This is a genomic window from Streptomyces achromogenes (assembly GCF_030816715.1).
GTDB lineage: Bacteria > Actinomycetota > Actinomycetes > Streptomycetales > Streptomycetaceae > Streptomyces > Streptomyces achromogenes_A.
The window spans coordinates 1,108,618-1,124,616 of record NZ_JAUSYH010000001.1; the positions used below are offsets into that span (position 1 = coordinate 1,108,618).

Consider the following 15,999-nt stretch of genomic DNA (forward strand, 5'->3'; position numbering starts at 1 on the left):
CTTTGAAATGGTTCGCAACTCTCACCAGCCTCCCGACAGAGAGGTCCCCCGCTGTGGACTTCGAGCTGACCGAGGACCAGGAGACGATCCGCAAGGCCGTGGCCGGTCTCCTGCGTGACTTCGACGACCGGTACTGGATGGAGAAGGACCGGGACCACGCGTTCCCCGAGGAGTTCTACGCCGCCGTCGCCGATGGCGGCTGGCTCGGCATCACGATCCCGGAGGAGTACGGCGGCCACGGACTCGGCATCACCGAGGCGACACTGCTGCTGGAGGAGGTCGCGCGCTCCGGCGGGGGCATGAACGCCGCCAGCGCGATCCACATGTCGATCTTCGGCATGCATCCGGTGGTCGTGCACGGCTCCGACGAGCTGAAGCGCCGCACCCTGCCGCGCATCGCACGCGGCGACCTGCACGTGTGCTTCGGGGTGACGGAACCGGGCGCCGGGCTCGACACGACGAGCATCACCACGTTCGCCCGCCGGGTCGGCGACCACTACGTCGTCAGCGGACGCAAGGTGTGGATCTCCAAGGCCCTGGAGTCTGAGAAGATCCTTCTGCTGACGCGTACGGCCAGGCGTGACGAGGTCGAGAAGCCGACCGACGGCATGACGCTGTTCCTCACCGATCTGAACCGCGACCGGGTGGACATCCGCCCGATCCCGAAGATGGGCCGCAACGCCGTCTCCTCGAACGAGGTGTTCATCGACGACCTGCGGGTGCCGGTCGAGGACCGGGTCGGCGAGGAGGGCCAGGGGTTCCGCTACCTCCTCGACGGCCTCAACCCGGAGCGGATGCTGATCGCCGCCGAGGCCCTCGGCATCGGCCGGGTGGCCCTGGACCGGGCCGTGCGCTACGGACGCGAGCGGGAGGTGTTCGGGCGGCCCATCGGCATGAACCAGGGCATCCAGTTCCCGCTGGCCGACGCCCTCGCCCACCTCGACGCGGCGGAACTCGTGCTGCGCAAGGCGACCTGGCTGTACGACCAGGGCCGGCCGTGCGGGCGGGAGGCCAACACCGCCAAGTACCTGTGCGCGGACGCCGGGTTCACGGCCGCCGACCGGGCCCTGCAGACACACGGCGGCATGGGCTACTCCGAGGAGTATCCCGTGGCCCGCTTCTTCCGTGAGGCACGACTGATGCGGATCGCGCCGGTCAGCCAGGAGATGGTCCTGAACTACCTGGGGTCCCACACCCTGGGCCTGCCGAGAAGCTACTGAGGAGCCGGTCATGACCGAGGGAACGGGACTGTTCGATCTCACCGGGCGTTCGGCGCTGGTGACCGGGGCGGCCGGCGGCATCGGCTCGGCGGTGGCCGGGGCGCTCGCCCGGGCCGGTGCCGCGGTGCTCGTCACCGACGTCGACGAGGCGGCGGCAACGGCCGTGGCCGGGAAGCTGACCGCCGCAGGACTGCACGCCGAGGGCGCCGCCCTGGATGTGGGGGACCGGGCGGCAGCCGATGCCGCGGCATCCCGGGCCGCCTGCCTCACCGGCGGGACACTGCACATCCTCGTCAACAATGCGGGCGTCACCGCGCCCGCGATGTTCGAGAAGCTCGACGAGGAGTCGTTCCGGCGGCTCCTCGACATCCATGTGCTGGGAGCGTTCCACTGCGCCCAGGCCGCGCTGCCGTTCCTGCCGACGAACGGGACCGGCCGGATCATCAACGTCACGTCGTCGGCCGGCCTGACCGGCACCCTGGGCCAGGTGAACTACTCGGCGGCCAAGGCGGGCATCATCGGACTCACCAAATCGCTGGCTCGTGAGCTGGCCCGGAAGAACATCTTGGTCAACGCGCTCGCACCACTGGCGGCGACGCCGATGACCGAGACCATCCGCACCGACCCGAAGTTCGCGGAGCGGATGCTCGCCCGGATCCCGCTGGGCCGCTGGGCGGAGCCGGAGGAGGTCGCGGGCGCGTTCGTCTTCCTCGCCTCCGACGCGGCCTCCTTCATCACCGGGCAGGTGCTGCCGGTGGACGGCGGACTGGTCATCTGACGGACCGCCGGGTGCGGTGTTGAATGGTCGGGCCGAAACGGATGCACGACGAGAGGCCTGAACCGTGCCCAGCGCTCACTCCACTCCCCCCGCCCCGCGCTTCGACACGCTCACCGTCCCCAAGGCCTCGGACGTGCTGGCGTCCGAGGTGCGTGAGCGCATCCTGTCCGGGGAGTTCGCGGAGGGCACACCCCTGCCGCCGGAACGACAACTGGTGGAGCAGACGGGACTGAGCCGGGCGACCGTGCGGGAGGCGTTGCGCATCCTGGAGGTCGAGCGGCTGGTGGAGATCCGGCCGGGACGCGGAGGCGGGGCCTTCGTGCACCGGCCGGGCCGCGAATCCCTGGCGAACACCGTGCAGTTGGTCATCCGCGGCCAGCAGATCCGGCTGGAGGCGCTGCACGAGACCCGTGAGGCCATCGAGCCCGCGTGCGCCGCGCTCGCGGCCGGCCGGCGCACCCAGCAGGATCTGGCCGACCTGGACGCCGCCCATGCCGAGCTGGTCGACGCCGGTGACGACATCCGCCGTTTCCTGCGGGCCAACGTCCGCTGGCACAACGCGGTGGCGAGGGCGGGCGGCAACGAACTGCTCATCGGGTTCCTCAGCGCGCTCTCGGAGTCGATCTACGCCGCCACGAACCTGGAACGGTTCATGGACACCCGTATCCGCGAGGTCACCGCCCAGGCACACGCGAAGATCACCGAGGCCATCCGGTCGGGTGACGCGGCGGCGGCCCGGAGGCGGATGAGCCGCCATGTGTGCGGGTTCGCACGGGCCGCCGCCGAGGTGGACGGCCGGGAACGCGTCGAACTGACCGAGCCCGAAGACTGATCCGCCACATCGCAGGGCGAGAATGATATTCTCTATTTAGCGCAACACCATTGACACCTTCGGCCTGACCTTTAATAGCATCAGCGGTATGACCGACGTGAGCCCCGTTCTGACCGTGGCCGCCGACGGAGATGTCCGCATCGTCACGCTGAACCGCCCCGACCGCCTCAACGGCGTCTCGGCGGAGCTCCACCTCCGGCTGTCCCAGGTCTGGCGCGAGCTCGCGGAGGACGCCGGAGCGCGGGCGGTCGTCCTCACCGGGGCGGGCCGGGCGTTCAGCGCGGGCGGCGACTTCGACCATCTGCTGCGCCATCACGACGACCCGGAGCTGCGCGAGCGGTCCATCCGGCTCGACCGGACCATCCAGACGGACATGATCCGCTTCCCGCTGCCCGTCGTCGCGGCCGTCAACGGCCCCGCGGTGGGTCTGGGCTGCTCTCTCGCGCTGGGGTGCGACCTCGTGCTCATGGCCGAGGACGCCTACCTCGCGGACCCGCACATCTCGGTGGGCCTGGTGGCGGGCGACGGCGGAGTGACCCTCTGGCCGCTGCTGACGAGCCTGCTGCGCGTGAAGGAGTACCTGTTCACGGGGGACCGCATCCCGGCCGCCACCGCCGTCGAACTCGGCCTGGCCAACCGGACCGTCCCGGGCCCCGACCTCATGGGCGAGGCCCTCACACTGGCCCACCGGCTCGCCGCGCAGCCCCCGGAGGCGCTGCGCGCCACGAAGGCGGCGCTCGCGGCGGTGGTCGAGCAGGTCTCGCGGGGCGGCATGGAGGCGGCGCTGCTGGCCGAGCGCTCCACCATGACCAGCCCCGACCACATCCGCATCGTGAGCGACCTCGCCGCCCGGGCGAGCCGCCGTCCCAGCGCCGCCGAGGAGGGCTGAGCGTGGAACGCGACGAGTTCACGCTGGTTCGCGACATGCTGCGGGCATTCGCGACCCGCTTCCGCAGCGGCTCAGCCGACGACGTCAAGGCCCAGACTCGCACGGACGCACAGCGGGCCTTGGACGAGCTCGGCCTGACCGGCCTCCGCCGCACCTCCCCGCCGGCCGCCACCGCGCAGGAGTGCGCCCTTCTCGCCGAGGAGCACGGCCGGCAGCCCCTGACCACGTCCCTGCTCGGCACGGCGCTGCTCGCCCCCGAGCTGCTGCGTCTCCTCGACGAGGGCGAGCGGGCCGAGCCCGTCCACGGCGCCCGCCCCACCGTCGCCCTCGCCGGCGACCTGCGCTTCCCGGACCGCGATGCGGTCGGCCTCGTCGCCTGGGACTGCGACGGCGCGGACACGGCGCTCCTCGTACATGCCGAAGGCCGCGTGACCGAGCACGAACTGGGAAGCCCGGCACCGACCGCGGACCTGCTGCGCGGTGTGCGGCGGGCCTCGGCCGAGGGCCGGCCCGTCGGCCGGATCACCCCGGGCGCACACCGGAGCTGGCAGGCATACGCCCTGGTCGTGGTCGCGAGCGAACTCGTGGGGGCAGCCCGTGCGTTCGTCGAGCAGAGCGTGGACTACGCCCGCGAACGCCACCAGTACGGACAGCCGATCGGCTCCTTCCAGGCCGTGCAGCACCAGATCGCCGACGCCACCGTCCTCGTGGAGGCCTGCACCAGCGCCACCCGCTACGCCGCGTGGTGCCTGGACAGCGAAACGCCGGGCCGTGCGCTGACCGCGGCCCGCGTGGCCAAGGCAGAGGTCAACTCCTCGGCCGTGGAAGCCGTGTACGCCGGGATGCAGGTGTTCGGCGGGATCGCCCAGACCTGGGAGCACGTAGCCCACCTGTACCTGCGCCGAGCCCTCGTCGGAGCGACCACGCTCGCGACCACGTCCGACCTGCTGACCGTCCTGGCCGCACCGGAGGGGACGCGATGACGGACACTCCCCTGAACTTCGGCGACCCCGAGGACCTGGAACGCCTGCGCCACGACTTCCGCGCCTGGCTGGCCGGCCACCCGCTGCCCGAACGGCCCGCCGACGAACCACTTCCCGTGTTCCTGCACCGCTGGCACCGCCAACTGCACTCCGGCGGCTGGGTCGGCCTCGACGTCCCGGAGCAGTACGGCGGCCGGGGTCTGACCGCGCTGCACCAGGTCACGGTCAGCGACGAACTGGGGGCGCGGGGCGCGCCCGGTGTCCCCCGCATCGGCTATCTCGCCCACGCCCTGCTGCGGTTCGGCTCCGAGGAGCAGCGCCGCCGGCTGCTGCCGCGCATGCTCTCCGGTGACGACGTGTGGTGCCAGGGCTTCAGCGAGCCCGGCGCCGGCTCGGACCTGGCCGGCATGAGCACCTACGCCGAGCGCCGCCCGGAGGGCCACTACATCGTCAACGGCCAGAAGCTCTGGACGAGTTACGCCCAGTACTCCGGCCTCTGCCTGCTCCTGGCCCGCACTGATCGCGCCGCTCCGGCCCACACCTCCATCTCGGCCTTCCTGCTGCCTCTGGACCGCCCCGGCGTGACCGTACGGCCGCTGCGTGCGGCGAACGGCGACGACGAGTTCTGCGAACTGTTCCTCGACGACGTGCGCCTGGAGGAGTTCGAACGGATCGGTGCCGAGGGCGACGGCTGGCCACTGGCGATGACCACGGTGGCGTACGAGCGCAACGCGCAGGACACCGGCCACCTGTCGAAGTACGGGCTGCTGATCGAACGGCTGCGCCGCGCCGCGCACGAGCGTCGCGGCACGCTCCCGGACGGACTGCTGTCGGACATCGGCCGCTGTGCCGTCGACTACCAGGTCCTTGTCGCCCACGCGCGGCGCCGCACCGCCGAGCGCCTCGCCGGGCAGAGCGCGGGACCGGAGTCCTCCGTGGACAAGCTGCTCATGACCCGCGCCGAACAGCGCCTGTACGAGACGGCGCTGAAGGTCTTCCCCGAGGAACTGTACGGGGAGGGCGGCGAGGTCCTGGGCGACTACTTCTACTCGCGGGCCGCGTCCGTGTACGGCGGCACGTCCCAGATCCAGCGGAACATCATCGCCAAGCGGCTGCTGGGCCTGCCCGTCGGCCCTCGTGCCTGATCGGAGCCCCGTCATGCGACACGACCTGGAATTTCTCTCCATTCCGAACGTGGTGAGAGTCGCCGCGCGGCGGTTCGGTGACGCCCCGGCCCTCATCGACGGCGAACTGCGCCTCACCTTCCGGGAACTGGAAGCCCGGATGGTCCAGGCGGTGCGTTCGGCGCTCGCGCTCGGCATCGGCCCGGGTGACCGGGTCGGCCTGTGCGCACCGAACTCGGTCGAGTGGATCGTGACAGCCCTCGGCATCCAGGGCGCGGGAGGTGTCGTCGTACCGCTCAACACCCGCTTCAAGGCGACCGAGATCTCCTACATCCTGCGGAAGTCCGGCGCGAAGGCGCTGTTCGCGGCCGCGTCGTTCCTCGGCACCGACTACATCGCGGACTTGAGGCGCGCCGACCCCGAACTGCCCGCGCTGCGGACCGCGGTGTCGATGCCGGGTGGCGCGGAGGGCCTGTACTGGAGTCAGTTCCTCGCGCATGGCGAGGAGTGCCCCGAGGCTGCCGCCCAGGAGTCCATCGACCGGCTCACCCCGGATCACGTCTCCGACGTGATGTTCACCTCCGGCACAACCGGCCACCCCAAGGGCGTGATCCTCACCCACGGGCAGACACTGCGAGCGTACGGCTGGATGTCCACCGAGTACACCTTCGACGCATCCGACAGCTTCCTGGTCATCCCGCCGTTCTTCCACTGCTTCGGCTACAAGGCGGGCTGGCTCGCCTCGCTGATGCACGGGGTGACCGTGATCCCCATGGCCGTCTTCGACGCGGGGCGCGCCCTCGAAATCGTTCAAGGAGAGCGGGTGAGCATCGTCCTCGGCCCGCCGACCATCTTCCACGACCTGCTGAACCATCCGCAGCGGTCCTTGTACGACCTGTCGTCCCTGCGGGTGTCCATGACGGGCGGCACGACCGTCCCACAGTCGCTGATCCGGGCGATGAAGAAGGATCTGTCCTTCGACATCGTGCTGAGCGCCTACGGGCTCACGGAGTCAACGGCGCTGGTCACCACGACCAGGGTCGGGGACAGCGAGGAGACGGTGGCCCGCACCACCGGGCGTCCGATCCCGGACGTCGAGGTCCGGATCGCCGACGAAACCGGGCAGGACGTGCCGGCGGGCGAGGAGGGGGAGGTCCTGGTTCGCGGCTACAACGTCACGCGCGGCTACTGGGACGACCCCGCGGCCACCGCCGAGACGATCGACCGCGACGGCTGGCTGCATACCGGCGACATCGGCCGCCTCGACCCGGACGGCAACCTGGCGATCGTCGACCGGAAGAAGGAGATGTTCATCGTGGGCGGCTTCAACGCCTACCCGGCCGAGATCGAGAAGCTGCTCCTCGACTACGAGCCGATAGCGCAGGCGGCGGTGATCGGGGTTCCGGACGAGCGGCTCGGCGAGGTCGGCTGCGCCTTCGTCGTGCCGAGGCCGGGCGCGGACGTCACGGCGGAGGACGTGATCTCCTGGGCCCGGGACCACATGGCCAACTTCAAGGTGCCCCGCCGGGTACGCTTCGTGGACCACCTGCCGCGCAACGCCAGCCAGAAGGTCCTCAAGCACGAGCTGCGCGCGCGGCTGGGGAGTTGACCCGGTGACGAACGGCGGCCCCCTCGCGGGGATCACGGTGGTGGCACTGGAGCAGGCCGTCTCGGCCCCGATGTGCACGCGCACGCTCGGCGACTTCGGTGCCCGGGTGATCAAGGTGGAGAACCCGAAGGGCGGTGACTTCGCACGGCACTACGACGACGTGGTCGGCGGCCTCGCGGCCCACTTCGTCTGGGCCAACCGGGGCAAGGAGTCGGTGGCCCTGGACCTGAAGTCGGACGGCGGGCAGGCGGTCCTGCACCGGCTGCTGGAGCGCACCGACGTCCTGGTCTCCAACCTCACCCCCGGCACGACGGCCAAGCTGGGCCTGGCCCCCGCCGACCTGGAGGTGCGCCACCCGGACCTGATCGCCGTGGAGATCGACGGATACGGCCCCGGCGGGCCCCTCTCCCACAAACGCGCCTACGACCTCCTGGTCCAGGCAGAGTCCGGAGCCTGCTCGGTGACCGGCCGGGAGGGTGCTCCCGCCAAGCCGGGCCCCCCGGTCGCGGACGTGTGCAGTGGGCTGTACGCGGCGCTGTCGGTGCTGGCGCTGCTGTACGCCCGGCGGCCGGGGCAGGTGGCGGTAAGCCTGTTCGACACCATGGCCGAACTGATGGGCTACCCGCTGACCTACACCCGCCACTCGGGGGTCGAGCAGCAGCCGCTCGGTATGAGTTCGCCCGCCGTGTCCCCCTACGGCGCCTACCGCACGGCCGACGGGCAGACGGTCGTGCTCGGCACCACGAACGACCGCGAATGGCAGCGGCTGGCGAAGGAGTTGCTGGGCCGGCCGGACCTGGCGGACGACGAGCGGTTCCGCACGAACGCCGGACGGGTGGAGCACCGCGAGGTTCTCGACGCCGCGATCGGCGACTGGTGTGCGCGGTACGACCTGGGTCACGTTCAGGAGCGGGCCGACGCGGCCGGGATCGGCAACTCCCGCTACAACACGGTCACCGATGTTCTCGACCATCCCCATCTGGCTGCCCGCGACCGCTGGCGGAAGGTCGGCACACCGTCGGGGCCGGTGCCCGCGCTGCTGCCGCCGCCCGTGATCGCCGGGTTCGACCCGCCGATGGGCGCGGTCCCCGGGCTCGGCGAACACACGGACGCCCTGCTGGCCGAACTCGGCTACACACAGCCGGAGATCGCCGCCCTGCGGGCGCGGGGGGCGGTCAGGTGAGCGTGCTGCTGACGAGCGACGCCGGCGGCGTGCGGACACTGACCCTGAACCGGCCGCACCGCAGGAACGCCATCGACGCCGAGCTGTGGGAGGCCCTGCGTGAAGCCCTCGCGGCGGCGGGCGGCGACCGGTCCGTCCGGGCGCTGGTCCTGACCGGGGCGGGCGGCGCGTTCTGCTCCGGTGCGGACATTCCCGAGCGGGTCAGCAGCGCCCACCCGCTGTACCGGATGCGGCCCCTGACCGAGGTGACGCTGCTGCTGCACGAAACTGCCCGTGCCCACGGTCGCCAAGGTGACGGGGGCGGCGGTGGGAGCGGGCTGGAACCTGGCGCTCGGCTGCGATCTGGTGGTCGCCACGCCCCAGGCGCGCTTCTCGCAGATCTTCGCCCGACGCGGGCTGTCCCCGGACTGCGGCGGCTCCTGGCTGCTGCCGAGACTCGTCGGGTTGCAGCAGGCCAAGCGGCTCGCGCTGCTCGCGGAGACGATCGACGCCGAGGAGGCGAAGGCGCTGGGCCTGGTGACCTGGGTGACGGACACCGAGGAGGTGGACACCTTCGTCGACGACCTGACCGCCCGGCTGGTGGCCGGTCCCCCGGTGGCCCACGCCCAGACCAAGGCCCTGCTGAACGAGGGCATCGACCGCACCTTGCGGGACGCCCTGGCGAACGAGGCGAAGGCACAGGCGGTGAACTTCGCGGGCGCGGACGTCCGCGAGGCGTACGCCGCGTTCGCCGCGCGACGCGAACCACTCTTCACGGGCCGCTGGGCCGTGCCGAGCCGACCGGAGGACGACACGTGACACGAGAAGCGGTGATCGCGGCAGCGGTCCGCACCGCGGTGGGAAAGCGCAACGGCGGGCTGGCCGGCATACACCCGGCCGACCTGTCCGGTGCGGTGCTGAACGCGCTCGTCGAGCGGGCCGGGGTCGACCCGGAGACCGTCGACGACGTGATCTGGGGGTGCGTCTCCCAGATCGGCGACCAGTCGAGCAACATCGGCCGCTACGCGGTGCTGGCCGCGGGCTGGCCCGAGAGCATCCCCGGGACGACGGTCAACCGGGCCTGCGGATCGAGCCAGCAGGCGCTGGAGTTCGCCGTACAGGCGGTGCTGTCCGGGCAGCAGGACGTGGTCGTGGTGGGCGGGGTGGAGGTCATGAGCCGGGTCCCGCTGGGCTCGGCCAGGGCTAGCGGAATGCCGTACGGCCCTCAAGTCCTCGGCCGGTACCAGGACTTCTCCTTCAACCAGGGCATCTCGGCGGAGAAGATCGCACAGAAGTGGGGCTTCACCCGGGCCCGGCTCGACGCGTACGCGGCTCTGTCGCACGAGCGGGCCGCCGCCGCGCAGGACAGCGGGGTCTTCGAGGAGCAGATCGTGCCGGTGGTGGGGGTGACCGCCGACGAGGGCGTTCGCCGGGGCACCAGTGTGGAGACGCTCGCGAAGCTCAGGCCGTCCTTCCTGGAGGACGACGGCGTGATCCACGCCGGCAACTCCTCCCAGATCTCCGACGGCGCGGCGGCGCTGTTGGTCACCACCCCGGACAGAGCACGGGAGTTGGGACTGACGCCGCTCGTGCGCCACCGGGCGGCCGCGGTGGTCGGCTCGGACCCGGTGCTGATGCTGACCGGGCCGATCCCGGCCACCGAGAAGGTGCTGGGGAAGGCCGGGGTGGCGCTGTCGGAGGTCGGCGTCTTCGAGGTGAACGAGGCCTTCGCGCCCGTCCCGCTCGCCTGGCTGGCCGAGACGGGTGCCGACCCGGAGCTGGTCAACCCGCTCGGCGGCGCCATCGCGCTCGGCCATCCGCTCGGTGCCTCGGGAGCCGTCCTGATGACCCGCATGGTCCACCACATGCGTGAACGCGGCATCCGCTACGGCCTCCAGACCATGTGCGAGGGCGGCGGGACCGCGAACGCCACACTCGTCGAACTCGTCGGCTGACGGGGGGCGTTGACGTGCGCCGCGATGTCTTCACCGCCGACCACGAGTCGTTCCGGGAGCTGGTCCGGGACGTCGTGGCCAAGGAGGTGGTTCCGCACTACGCCGAGTGGGAGAAGGCCGGGTGGCTGCCCCGGTCGTTCTTCGAGCGGCTCGGCTCGCTCGGGCTGCTGGGGGTGGCCGTTCCGGAGGAGTACGGCGGAGGCGGGCAGCCCGACTACCGCTACAACGTCGTCCTCCAGGAGGAGGCCGCCCGCGCACTGGTCACGCTGGGTACGGTCCGCACCCAACTCGACGTCGTCCTGCCGTACTTCCTCGCCTATGCGAACGAGGAGCAGCGCCGGCGCTGGTTCCCCGGGCTGGCCTCCGGCCGGCTGCTGACCGCGATCGCGATGACCGAGCCCGGCACCGGCTCCGACCTCGCGGGAATCCGTACGACCGCCGTGCGCGACGGCGACCACTACGTGGTGAGCGGCGCCAAGACCTTCATCACCGGCGGACTTCTCGCCGACCTGGTGATCGTGGTGGCGCGCACGTCGACCGACCCGGACGACCGCCGGGCGGGGCTCACGCTGCTGGTCGTGGAGGACGGCATGCCCGGCTTCACGCGCGGCAGGGTGCTGGACAAGATGGGCATCAAGGTCCAGGACACCGTGGAGCTCGCCTTCGACGAGGTCCGGGTGCCCGTCGCCAACCGGCTCGGCGAGGAGGGCAGGGCCTTCGCCTACCTCGGGCACAACCTCCCCCAGGAGCGGATGACCGTCGCCGTCGGTTCGGTCGCGCAGGCGCGGGCCGCGCTCGACACGACGATCGCGTACGTCAGGGAACGCAACGTGTTCGGGACGCCGGTCGCGTCGTTCCAGAACACCAAGTTCGAACTCGCCGCCGTCGACGCGGAGATCGAGGCCGCGCAGGCCGTGCTCGACCGGGCCGTGCTGGAGCTGGTCGACGGGCGGCTGTCCGGCGCGGACGCCGCGAGGGTCAAGCTGTTCTGCACCGAGATGCAGGCTCGCGCAGTCGACCGGTGTCTTCAACTCTTCGGCGGTTACGGCTACATGCTGGAGTACCCGATAGCCCGGCTGTACGCGGACGCCCGCATCACCCGTATCTACGCCGGGACGAGCGAGGTCATGAAGGTCATCATCGCCAAGTCCCTGGGGTTGTGACACATGTCCATGGAGGACTTCTCCGCCAGGCCGGGCACGGCCTTCGTGGCCGGTGGTACCGGTGGCATCGGCGCCGCGATCGTGAGGACGCTGGCCGAACGCGGCAGCGACGTCGTGTTCACCTACCGCTCCTCCCAGGGAGCCGCGGAGAATCTTGTCCGGCAGATGAAGAGCCACGGCCGCCAGGTCACCGCCGTCCGGTTGGACCTGACCGACGAGGCGGAGACGGCCCGGGGGGTGCGCGGATGCGGCGGTGTGCACACGCTGGTGTACGCGGCCGGGCCGCACGTGCCCATGACCCACCTGAGCAAGGTCACGCCCAGCCGGTACCGCGCCCAGCTGGAGGCCGACGCGGTGGCGTTCTTCAACCTCGTCCATCCCGCGCTGCCGCTGCTGCGGGAGAGCAGCGGCAGCATCGTCGCCGTCACCACCGTCGCCACGCGCCGCTACCCCGTCCGCGACGGGCTCTCCTCGGGCGCCAAAGGGGCGGTCGAGGCCGTCGCCCGTGCCCTGGCCGCCGAGGAGGGCCGCTACGGCGTCCGCGTCAACTGCGTCGCCCCGGGCATGCTCACGGACGGCATCGCGGGCCGGCTGATCGACACGGGCGAACTCGACGAGGAGACCCTCGCCGTCACCCGCCGCAACATCCCCCTGGGCCGGTTCGGGCAGGCCCAGGACATCGCGGAGGCGGTCGCGTTCCTCGCCTCGGACCGGGCCCGGTTCGTCACGGGGCAGGCGCTGGGGGTCGACGGCGGGTACAGCGTCTGAAGCGGCGGGGCGAGGGTGCCGCCCCGCGGGCACTGCTGTGGAGGCCCTCCGCAGCAGTGCCGTCAGCGGTTGCGGCCAGGGGTGGGGCCGTCCGTGCCGACGACGACCACACGGACCCGGGCTACGGCTTGCGGAAGTCCTCGTCGGGCGTCTCGTTCACTGCGCTCCTCCGTTGTCCGGCGCGGGCTCGGTGATCGGCCGGCCCTGTACGTAGGCGGCCCGTACCGTGTCGGCGGTCAGCGCGTCGAGCGCCTCCCGCAGGGGTACGTGGAGCAGGCACAGGTCGGCCGGCGAGCCGACCGTCACCCGTCGGGGGCGTTCCGGCCGGTGCGGGCTGCCCAGGAACAGTCCCAGTGCCGTGCGCGGGGTGAGGCGCTCTGCCGCGTCGCGTGCGACGGCGGCCCGCATGACGGCCCAGGGGTCGTGGGTGCCGTACGGCGCGTCGGTGCCGGCGGCGACCGGGACGCTCGCTTCGGCGAGGCTCCGGCAGCGGTAGAGGTGCGGCCGGTCGTCGGGATGTACCTCGGTGGCGTAGGCCCGAGCCCGCTCGACCGGGAAGTGGGGCTGCGTCACCACGGTCACGCCGAGCCGGCGAAGGCGTGGGAGAGCCTCGGCCGGGATCACGGACCCGTGCTCGATCCGGTCTCCCTCGACCGCGCCCGCCTCCTCCAGTGCGAGGAGTGTGACGAGCAACTGCACGCGGGTGACGCAGTGCACGGCGACTGGCCGGGGCCGTATCGCGGCCACCGTGGCGGCCAGATCTGCGGGGATGGGCAGGGTCGGGTCGTCGAGCATCAGCTTCACCGGCGGGTCGACGCCCATGACGACGAGCCGCTGGGGCAGGACGGACAGCGTCTGCGTGAGACCGTCGGCGGGGTGCGGGTCGGCGTTGGTGAACCCGGTGACGCCGAGGGCCGCGGCGCGGCGCCCGACGCCGGCCAGGTCGAGCGGCACAGGCCGGAGGAGGGCGCGCAGGCGGCCGTCCTCACGCCACAGGCGCCCGTCGGCGCTCTCCAGCCCGGCCGCCCGCAGCGCGGCGCTGTTCAGGACCCACATGGCGCCGCTGCGGTGCTGCACCCGGACCGGCCGGTCGGGGACGAGGGCGTCCAGCGTCCACCGGTCCAGCTCACCCGCGACGCTCTCGTGGTAGCCGACGGCGCGGACCCACTCCCCCGGCGCCCCGGCCCGCAAGGACTTGGTGAGTTCGTCGCGTCCGTGCACCTCGGCAGGCCCCACCCGCACCGAGGCCGCCTCGGCCGCCAGCGCCGTGAGGTGGACGTGGTGGTCGTGGAGTCCGGGCAGCAGCGCCGCGCCACGCCCTTCGACCTGGGCGTCCCCGGACAGTCGGCGTCCGATCCCGGCGACCCGGCCGCTCTCGACACGGACGTCCACCCGTCCCCGCCCCTCGACCTCCACGTCCCTGATCAGCATGTCGCCGCCGGTGTCCCGGCCTGTGCCGCGGTGCAGGCCGCCATGGACACGCACAGCAGTTCTCCGCCGCCCCGGGCCAGTGAGCGGGCGACGGCGTGGGCGGCGTACAGGCCGGTGACGGGATCGGCGAGCGCGTCGCCGAGGAACACCGGGTCGCCGTGCCGGTCGCGGCCCGCCAGGCCGCCGGCGATGGCCGCGTCGTCGCCGAAGGCGATCCGGTCGTCGTCGCGGCCGTACCCGGTGATGCTCACCCACACTCGGCCGGGGCGGGCGGCGAGGAGCTCCTCCGCATGCGCGCCGAGCCGCCGCAGTGCCCGCGGCCGGGACGCCTCCACGACCACGTCGGCGTCCGCGAGCGCCCCGGCGAGTGCGCCGGAGGCGAAGTCAAGGACCAGGCTCTCGTGCCCGTCGTGCAGGCGGCGGTAGAAGTCCGGGTGGCCGTAGCGGGCCCCGTCCGGCCGGGTGGTGCTCTCCACCTTCACGACCCGGGCACCGGCCAGCCCCAGCAGACGTGCGCACAGGGGGCCCGCCCAGAGCGCGGACAGGTCGACGACCTTCAGACCGTTGAGGTCGCGCGGGCGGGGCTGCCCGTGCCGTTCGGCGCGCACCGGCACGCGGTCGCCGCGCTCGGATCCGAGTGCCGCGGCGGCCATGCCCAGCATCTGGGCGGATCGCACCAGTTCGGTCGCGCCGGTCCGGCGCGCGGCGGTCCGCAGCCCGGCGCGGGGTGCGCCGAGGAGCGCGAGGAGGGCCGGGAGGGCGACATGGTCGTCGGGGCGGGCCAGATTGACCGCGGCCCAACCGTCGGCGGTGGCGAGGAGCTGGCAGGAGCCACCTGCCGAAACTCTGGCCGGGAGGCGGAATCCGGCGAGCTCGGCCCGCTCGAAGAGCGCACCGGCGAGGTCGACGGGTACGCCGGTCAGGGTGGCGAAGTCGTCAGCGACGGCGGTCAGGGGCCCGAGTCTGCCCTCCACGGTTGCCATCCAGCGGGCGAGAGCGGCATTCTTCATCACGCAAACACCCTTCTTCTCAAAGGTGAAGCAAGGTTACACTGCGAGCGTCATGGAGCCACCCTTCCTCCTGGTCGACCTCGACGGCCCGGCCTCCCACCCCTCACGGGAAACCTCCTGTGTGCGCGTCGCCGTGGCGGCAGAACCCGCGGAAACGACCGGGGAGTTCGACCTGCTGCTCACCGTGTCGCCCGACCCGCCCCGGCCCTGGGTCGGGTGCGCCGATCCGTACGTAACCGCGCAGCGACTCAGGGACATCGTCACCACCCGCCCCGACGCCTGCCTGGCCCTCGTGCAGGTGCTCCGCATGGGCCCCAGCCTGCCGCCGCCCGACCGGCTGATCATGGAGTCCCTCGCCTACTCCACCCTCCAGGCCGGGGCCGCCTTCCGGTCCTGGCTCGCCGGGAAGCGCCCGCGTGCCGCCCGCCCGTCCACCGAGCCGGTCCTGCTCGACCGGGACGGCGACCGGCTGACCATCACACTGAACCGCCCCCGGGTGCACAACGCCTTCGACGCCGCCACGCGGGACGCCCTGTGCGAGGCGCTGGAAGTCGCCGTGTCCGACCCGACGGTCACCCGCGTCGACCTGCGCGGCAACGGCCCCTCCTTCTGCAGCGGCGGCGACCTCGCCGAGTTCGGCTCCTCGACCGACCCGGCGCGGGCCCACCATGTGCGCGTGCACCGCAGCCCCGCCGCCCTGCTCCAGCGGTGCACTGCCGAGGTGACAGCGCATCTGCACGGCGCCTGTGTCGGCGCGGGCATCGAACTGGCCGCCTTCGCCGGCCGGGTGACGGTTGCGCCGGACACGGTGATCCGGCTGCCCGAGATCGACATGGGGCTGATCCCGGGGGCGGGCGGCACAGCGAGCCTGCCGACGCGCATCGGCCGCGAACGGACCGCCTACCTGGCCTTGACCGGTGCCGCGCTCAGCGCGACGGAGGCCCGGCGCTGGGGTCTGGCCGACGAGACAGCGAGCGGTCACGCCGACGCGGGTGGGGCACTAGCCATACACAGTAGTGAGAACTAAATTCTCGCACACGAGAAGAATACTCGCATTCCTCGCTAACGAAGGAGA

Annotated in this window: 15 protein-coding genes and 1 pseudogene; 14 read left to right on the forward strand and 2 right to left on the reverse strand. The window is 72.1% G+C overall.

Annotation, left to right across the window (positions count from 1 at the left end):
* Positions 1-53 precede the first annotated feature (53 nt).
* The 13 genes and pseudogenes from QF032_RS04935 to QF032_RS04995 all read left to right on the forward strand — a co-directional run bounded on the left by QF032_RS04935 (position 54) and on the right by QF032_RS04995 (position 12,483).
* A complete protein-coding gene (locus QF032_RS04935) occupies positions 54-1,220 on the forward strand; it encodes an acyl-CoA dehydrogenase family protein (protein WP_307040365.1) in 1,167 nt (388 codons plus the stop codon).
* Between the two features lie 10 nt (positions 1,221-1,230).
* Entirely contained in the window at positions 1,231-1,998 is a 768-nt protein-coding gene (locus QF032_RS04940) for an SDR family NAD(P)-dependent oxidoreductase (RefSeq protein WP_307055061.1), read from the forward strand.
* Between the two features lie 64 nt (positions 1,999-2,062).
* The gene (locus tag QF032_RS04945; protein WP_307040370.1) at positions 2,063-2,830 is read left to right on the forward strand and encodes a FadR/GntR family transcriptional regulator; all 768 of its coding nucleotides are present in this window, start codon (positions 2,063-2,065) and stop codon (positions 2,828-2,830) included.
* Positions 2,831-2,918: 88 nt separating this feature from the next.
* On the forward strand, positions 2,919-3,719 hold the full coding sequence (locus tag QF032_RS04950; RefSeq protein WP_307055063.1) for an enoyl-CoA hydratase/isomerase family protein: 801 nt from the start codon (positions 2,919-2,921) through the stop codon (positions 3,717-3,719).
* A gap of 2 nt (positions 3,720-3,721) precedes the next feature.
* Positions 3,722-4,702 (forward strand): acyl-CoA dehydrogenase family protein, encoded by a 981-nt coding sequence (locus tag QF032_RS04955; RefSeq protein ID WP_307055065.1) that lies wholly within the window; start codon positions 3,722-3,724, stop codon positions 4,700-4,702.
* Positions 4,699-5,847 (forward strand): acyl-CoA dehydrogenase family protein, encoded by a 1,149-nt coding sequence (locus QF032_RS04960; RefSeq protein ID WP_307055067.1) that lies wholly within the window; start codon positions 4,699-4,701, stop codon positions 5,845-5,847. The genes QF032_RS04955 and QF032_RS04960 overlap by 4 nt, the downstream gene beginning before the upstream one ends.
* Before the next feature lie 13 nt (positions 5,848-5,860).
* Positions 5,861-7,435, forward strand: a complete 1,575-nt coding sequence (locus QF032_RS04965; protein ID WP_307055068.1) for a FadD3 family acyl-CoA ligase — start codon at positions 5,861-5,863, stop codon at positions 7,433-7,435.
* A gap of 4 nt (positions 7,436-7,439) precedes the next feature.
* Positions 7,440-8,618, forward strand: a complete 1,179-nt coding sequence (locus QF032_RS04970) for a CaiB/BaiF CoA transferase family protein (protein WP_307040380.1) — start codon at positions 7,440-7,442, stop codon at positions 8,616-8,618.
* Between the two features lie 29 nt (positions 8,619-8,647).
* A pseudogene (locus QF032_RS04975) lies at positions 8,648-8,764 on the forward strand (enoyl-CoA hydratase); the annotation flags it as partial.
* Positions 8,765-8,891: 127 nt separating this feature from the next.
* On the forward strand, positions 8,892-9,416 hold the full coding sequence (locus tag QF032_RS04980) for an enoyl-CoA hydratase/isomerase family protein (RefSeq protein ID WP_307055070.1): 525 nt from the start codon (positions 8,892-8,894) through the stop codon (positions 9,414-9,416).
* Complete coding sequence (locus QF032_RS04985) at positions 9,413-10,552, forward strand: thiolase family protein (protein ID WP_307060156.1); 1,140 nt, start codon at positions 9,413-9,415, stop codon at positions 10,550-10,552. Before QF032_RS04980 ends, QF032_RS04985 begins: the two co-directional genes overlap by 4 nt.
* A 14-nt stretch (positions 10,553-10,566) precedes the next feature.
* Positions 10,567-11,715 carry an acyl-CoA dehydrogenase family protein gene (locus tag QF032_RS04990; RefSeq protein WP_307040386.1) on the forward strand — a complete coding sequence of 383 codons (1,149 nt, stop codon included), beginning with the start codon at positions 10,567-10,569 and terminating at the stop codon, positions 11,713-11,715.
* A 9-nt stretch (positions 11,716-11,724) separates the two neighbouring features.
* On the forward strand, positions 11,725-12,483 hold the full coding sequence (locus QF032_RS04995; RefSeq protein WP_307049918.1) for an SDR family NAD(P)-dependent oxidoreductase: 759 nt from the start codon (positions 11,725-11,727) through the stop codon (positions 12,481-12,483).
* A gap of 156 nt (positions 12,484-12,639) precedes the next feature.
* Here QF032_RS04995 and QF032_RS05000 read toward each other — a convergent pair whose 3' ends face one another.
* Positions 12,640-13,968, reverse strand: coding sequence for an amidohydrolase family protein (locus QF032_RS05000; protein ID WP_307055072.1), 1,329 nt, complete (start codon positions 13,966-13,968; stop codon positions 12,640-12,642).
* Positions 13,908-14,924 carry a CoA transferase gene (locus QF032_RS05005; protein ID WP_307055074.1) on the reverse strand — a complete coding sequence of 339 codons (1,017 nt, stop codon included), beginning with the start codon at positions 14,922-14,924 and terminating at the stop codon, positions 13,908-13,910. The genes QF032_RS05000 and QF032_RS05005 overlap by 61 nt, the downstream gene beginning before the upstream one ends.
* Before the next feature lie 52 nt (positions 14,925-14,976).
* Here QF032_RS05005 and QF032_RS05010 point away from each other — a divergent pair, with 52 nt between their 5' ends.
* Positions 14,977-15,951 (forward strand): enoyl-CoA hydratase/isomerase family protein, encoded by a 975-nt coding sequence (locus QF032_RS05010; protein WP_307040392.1) that lies wholly within the window; start codon positions 14,977-14,979, stop codon positions 15,949-15,951.
* The last annotated feature ends 48 nt before the right edge of the window (positions 15,952-15,999 follow it).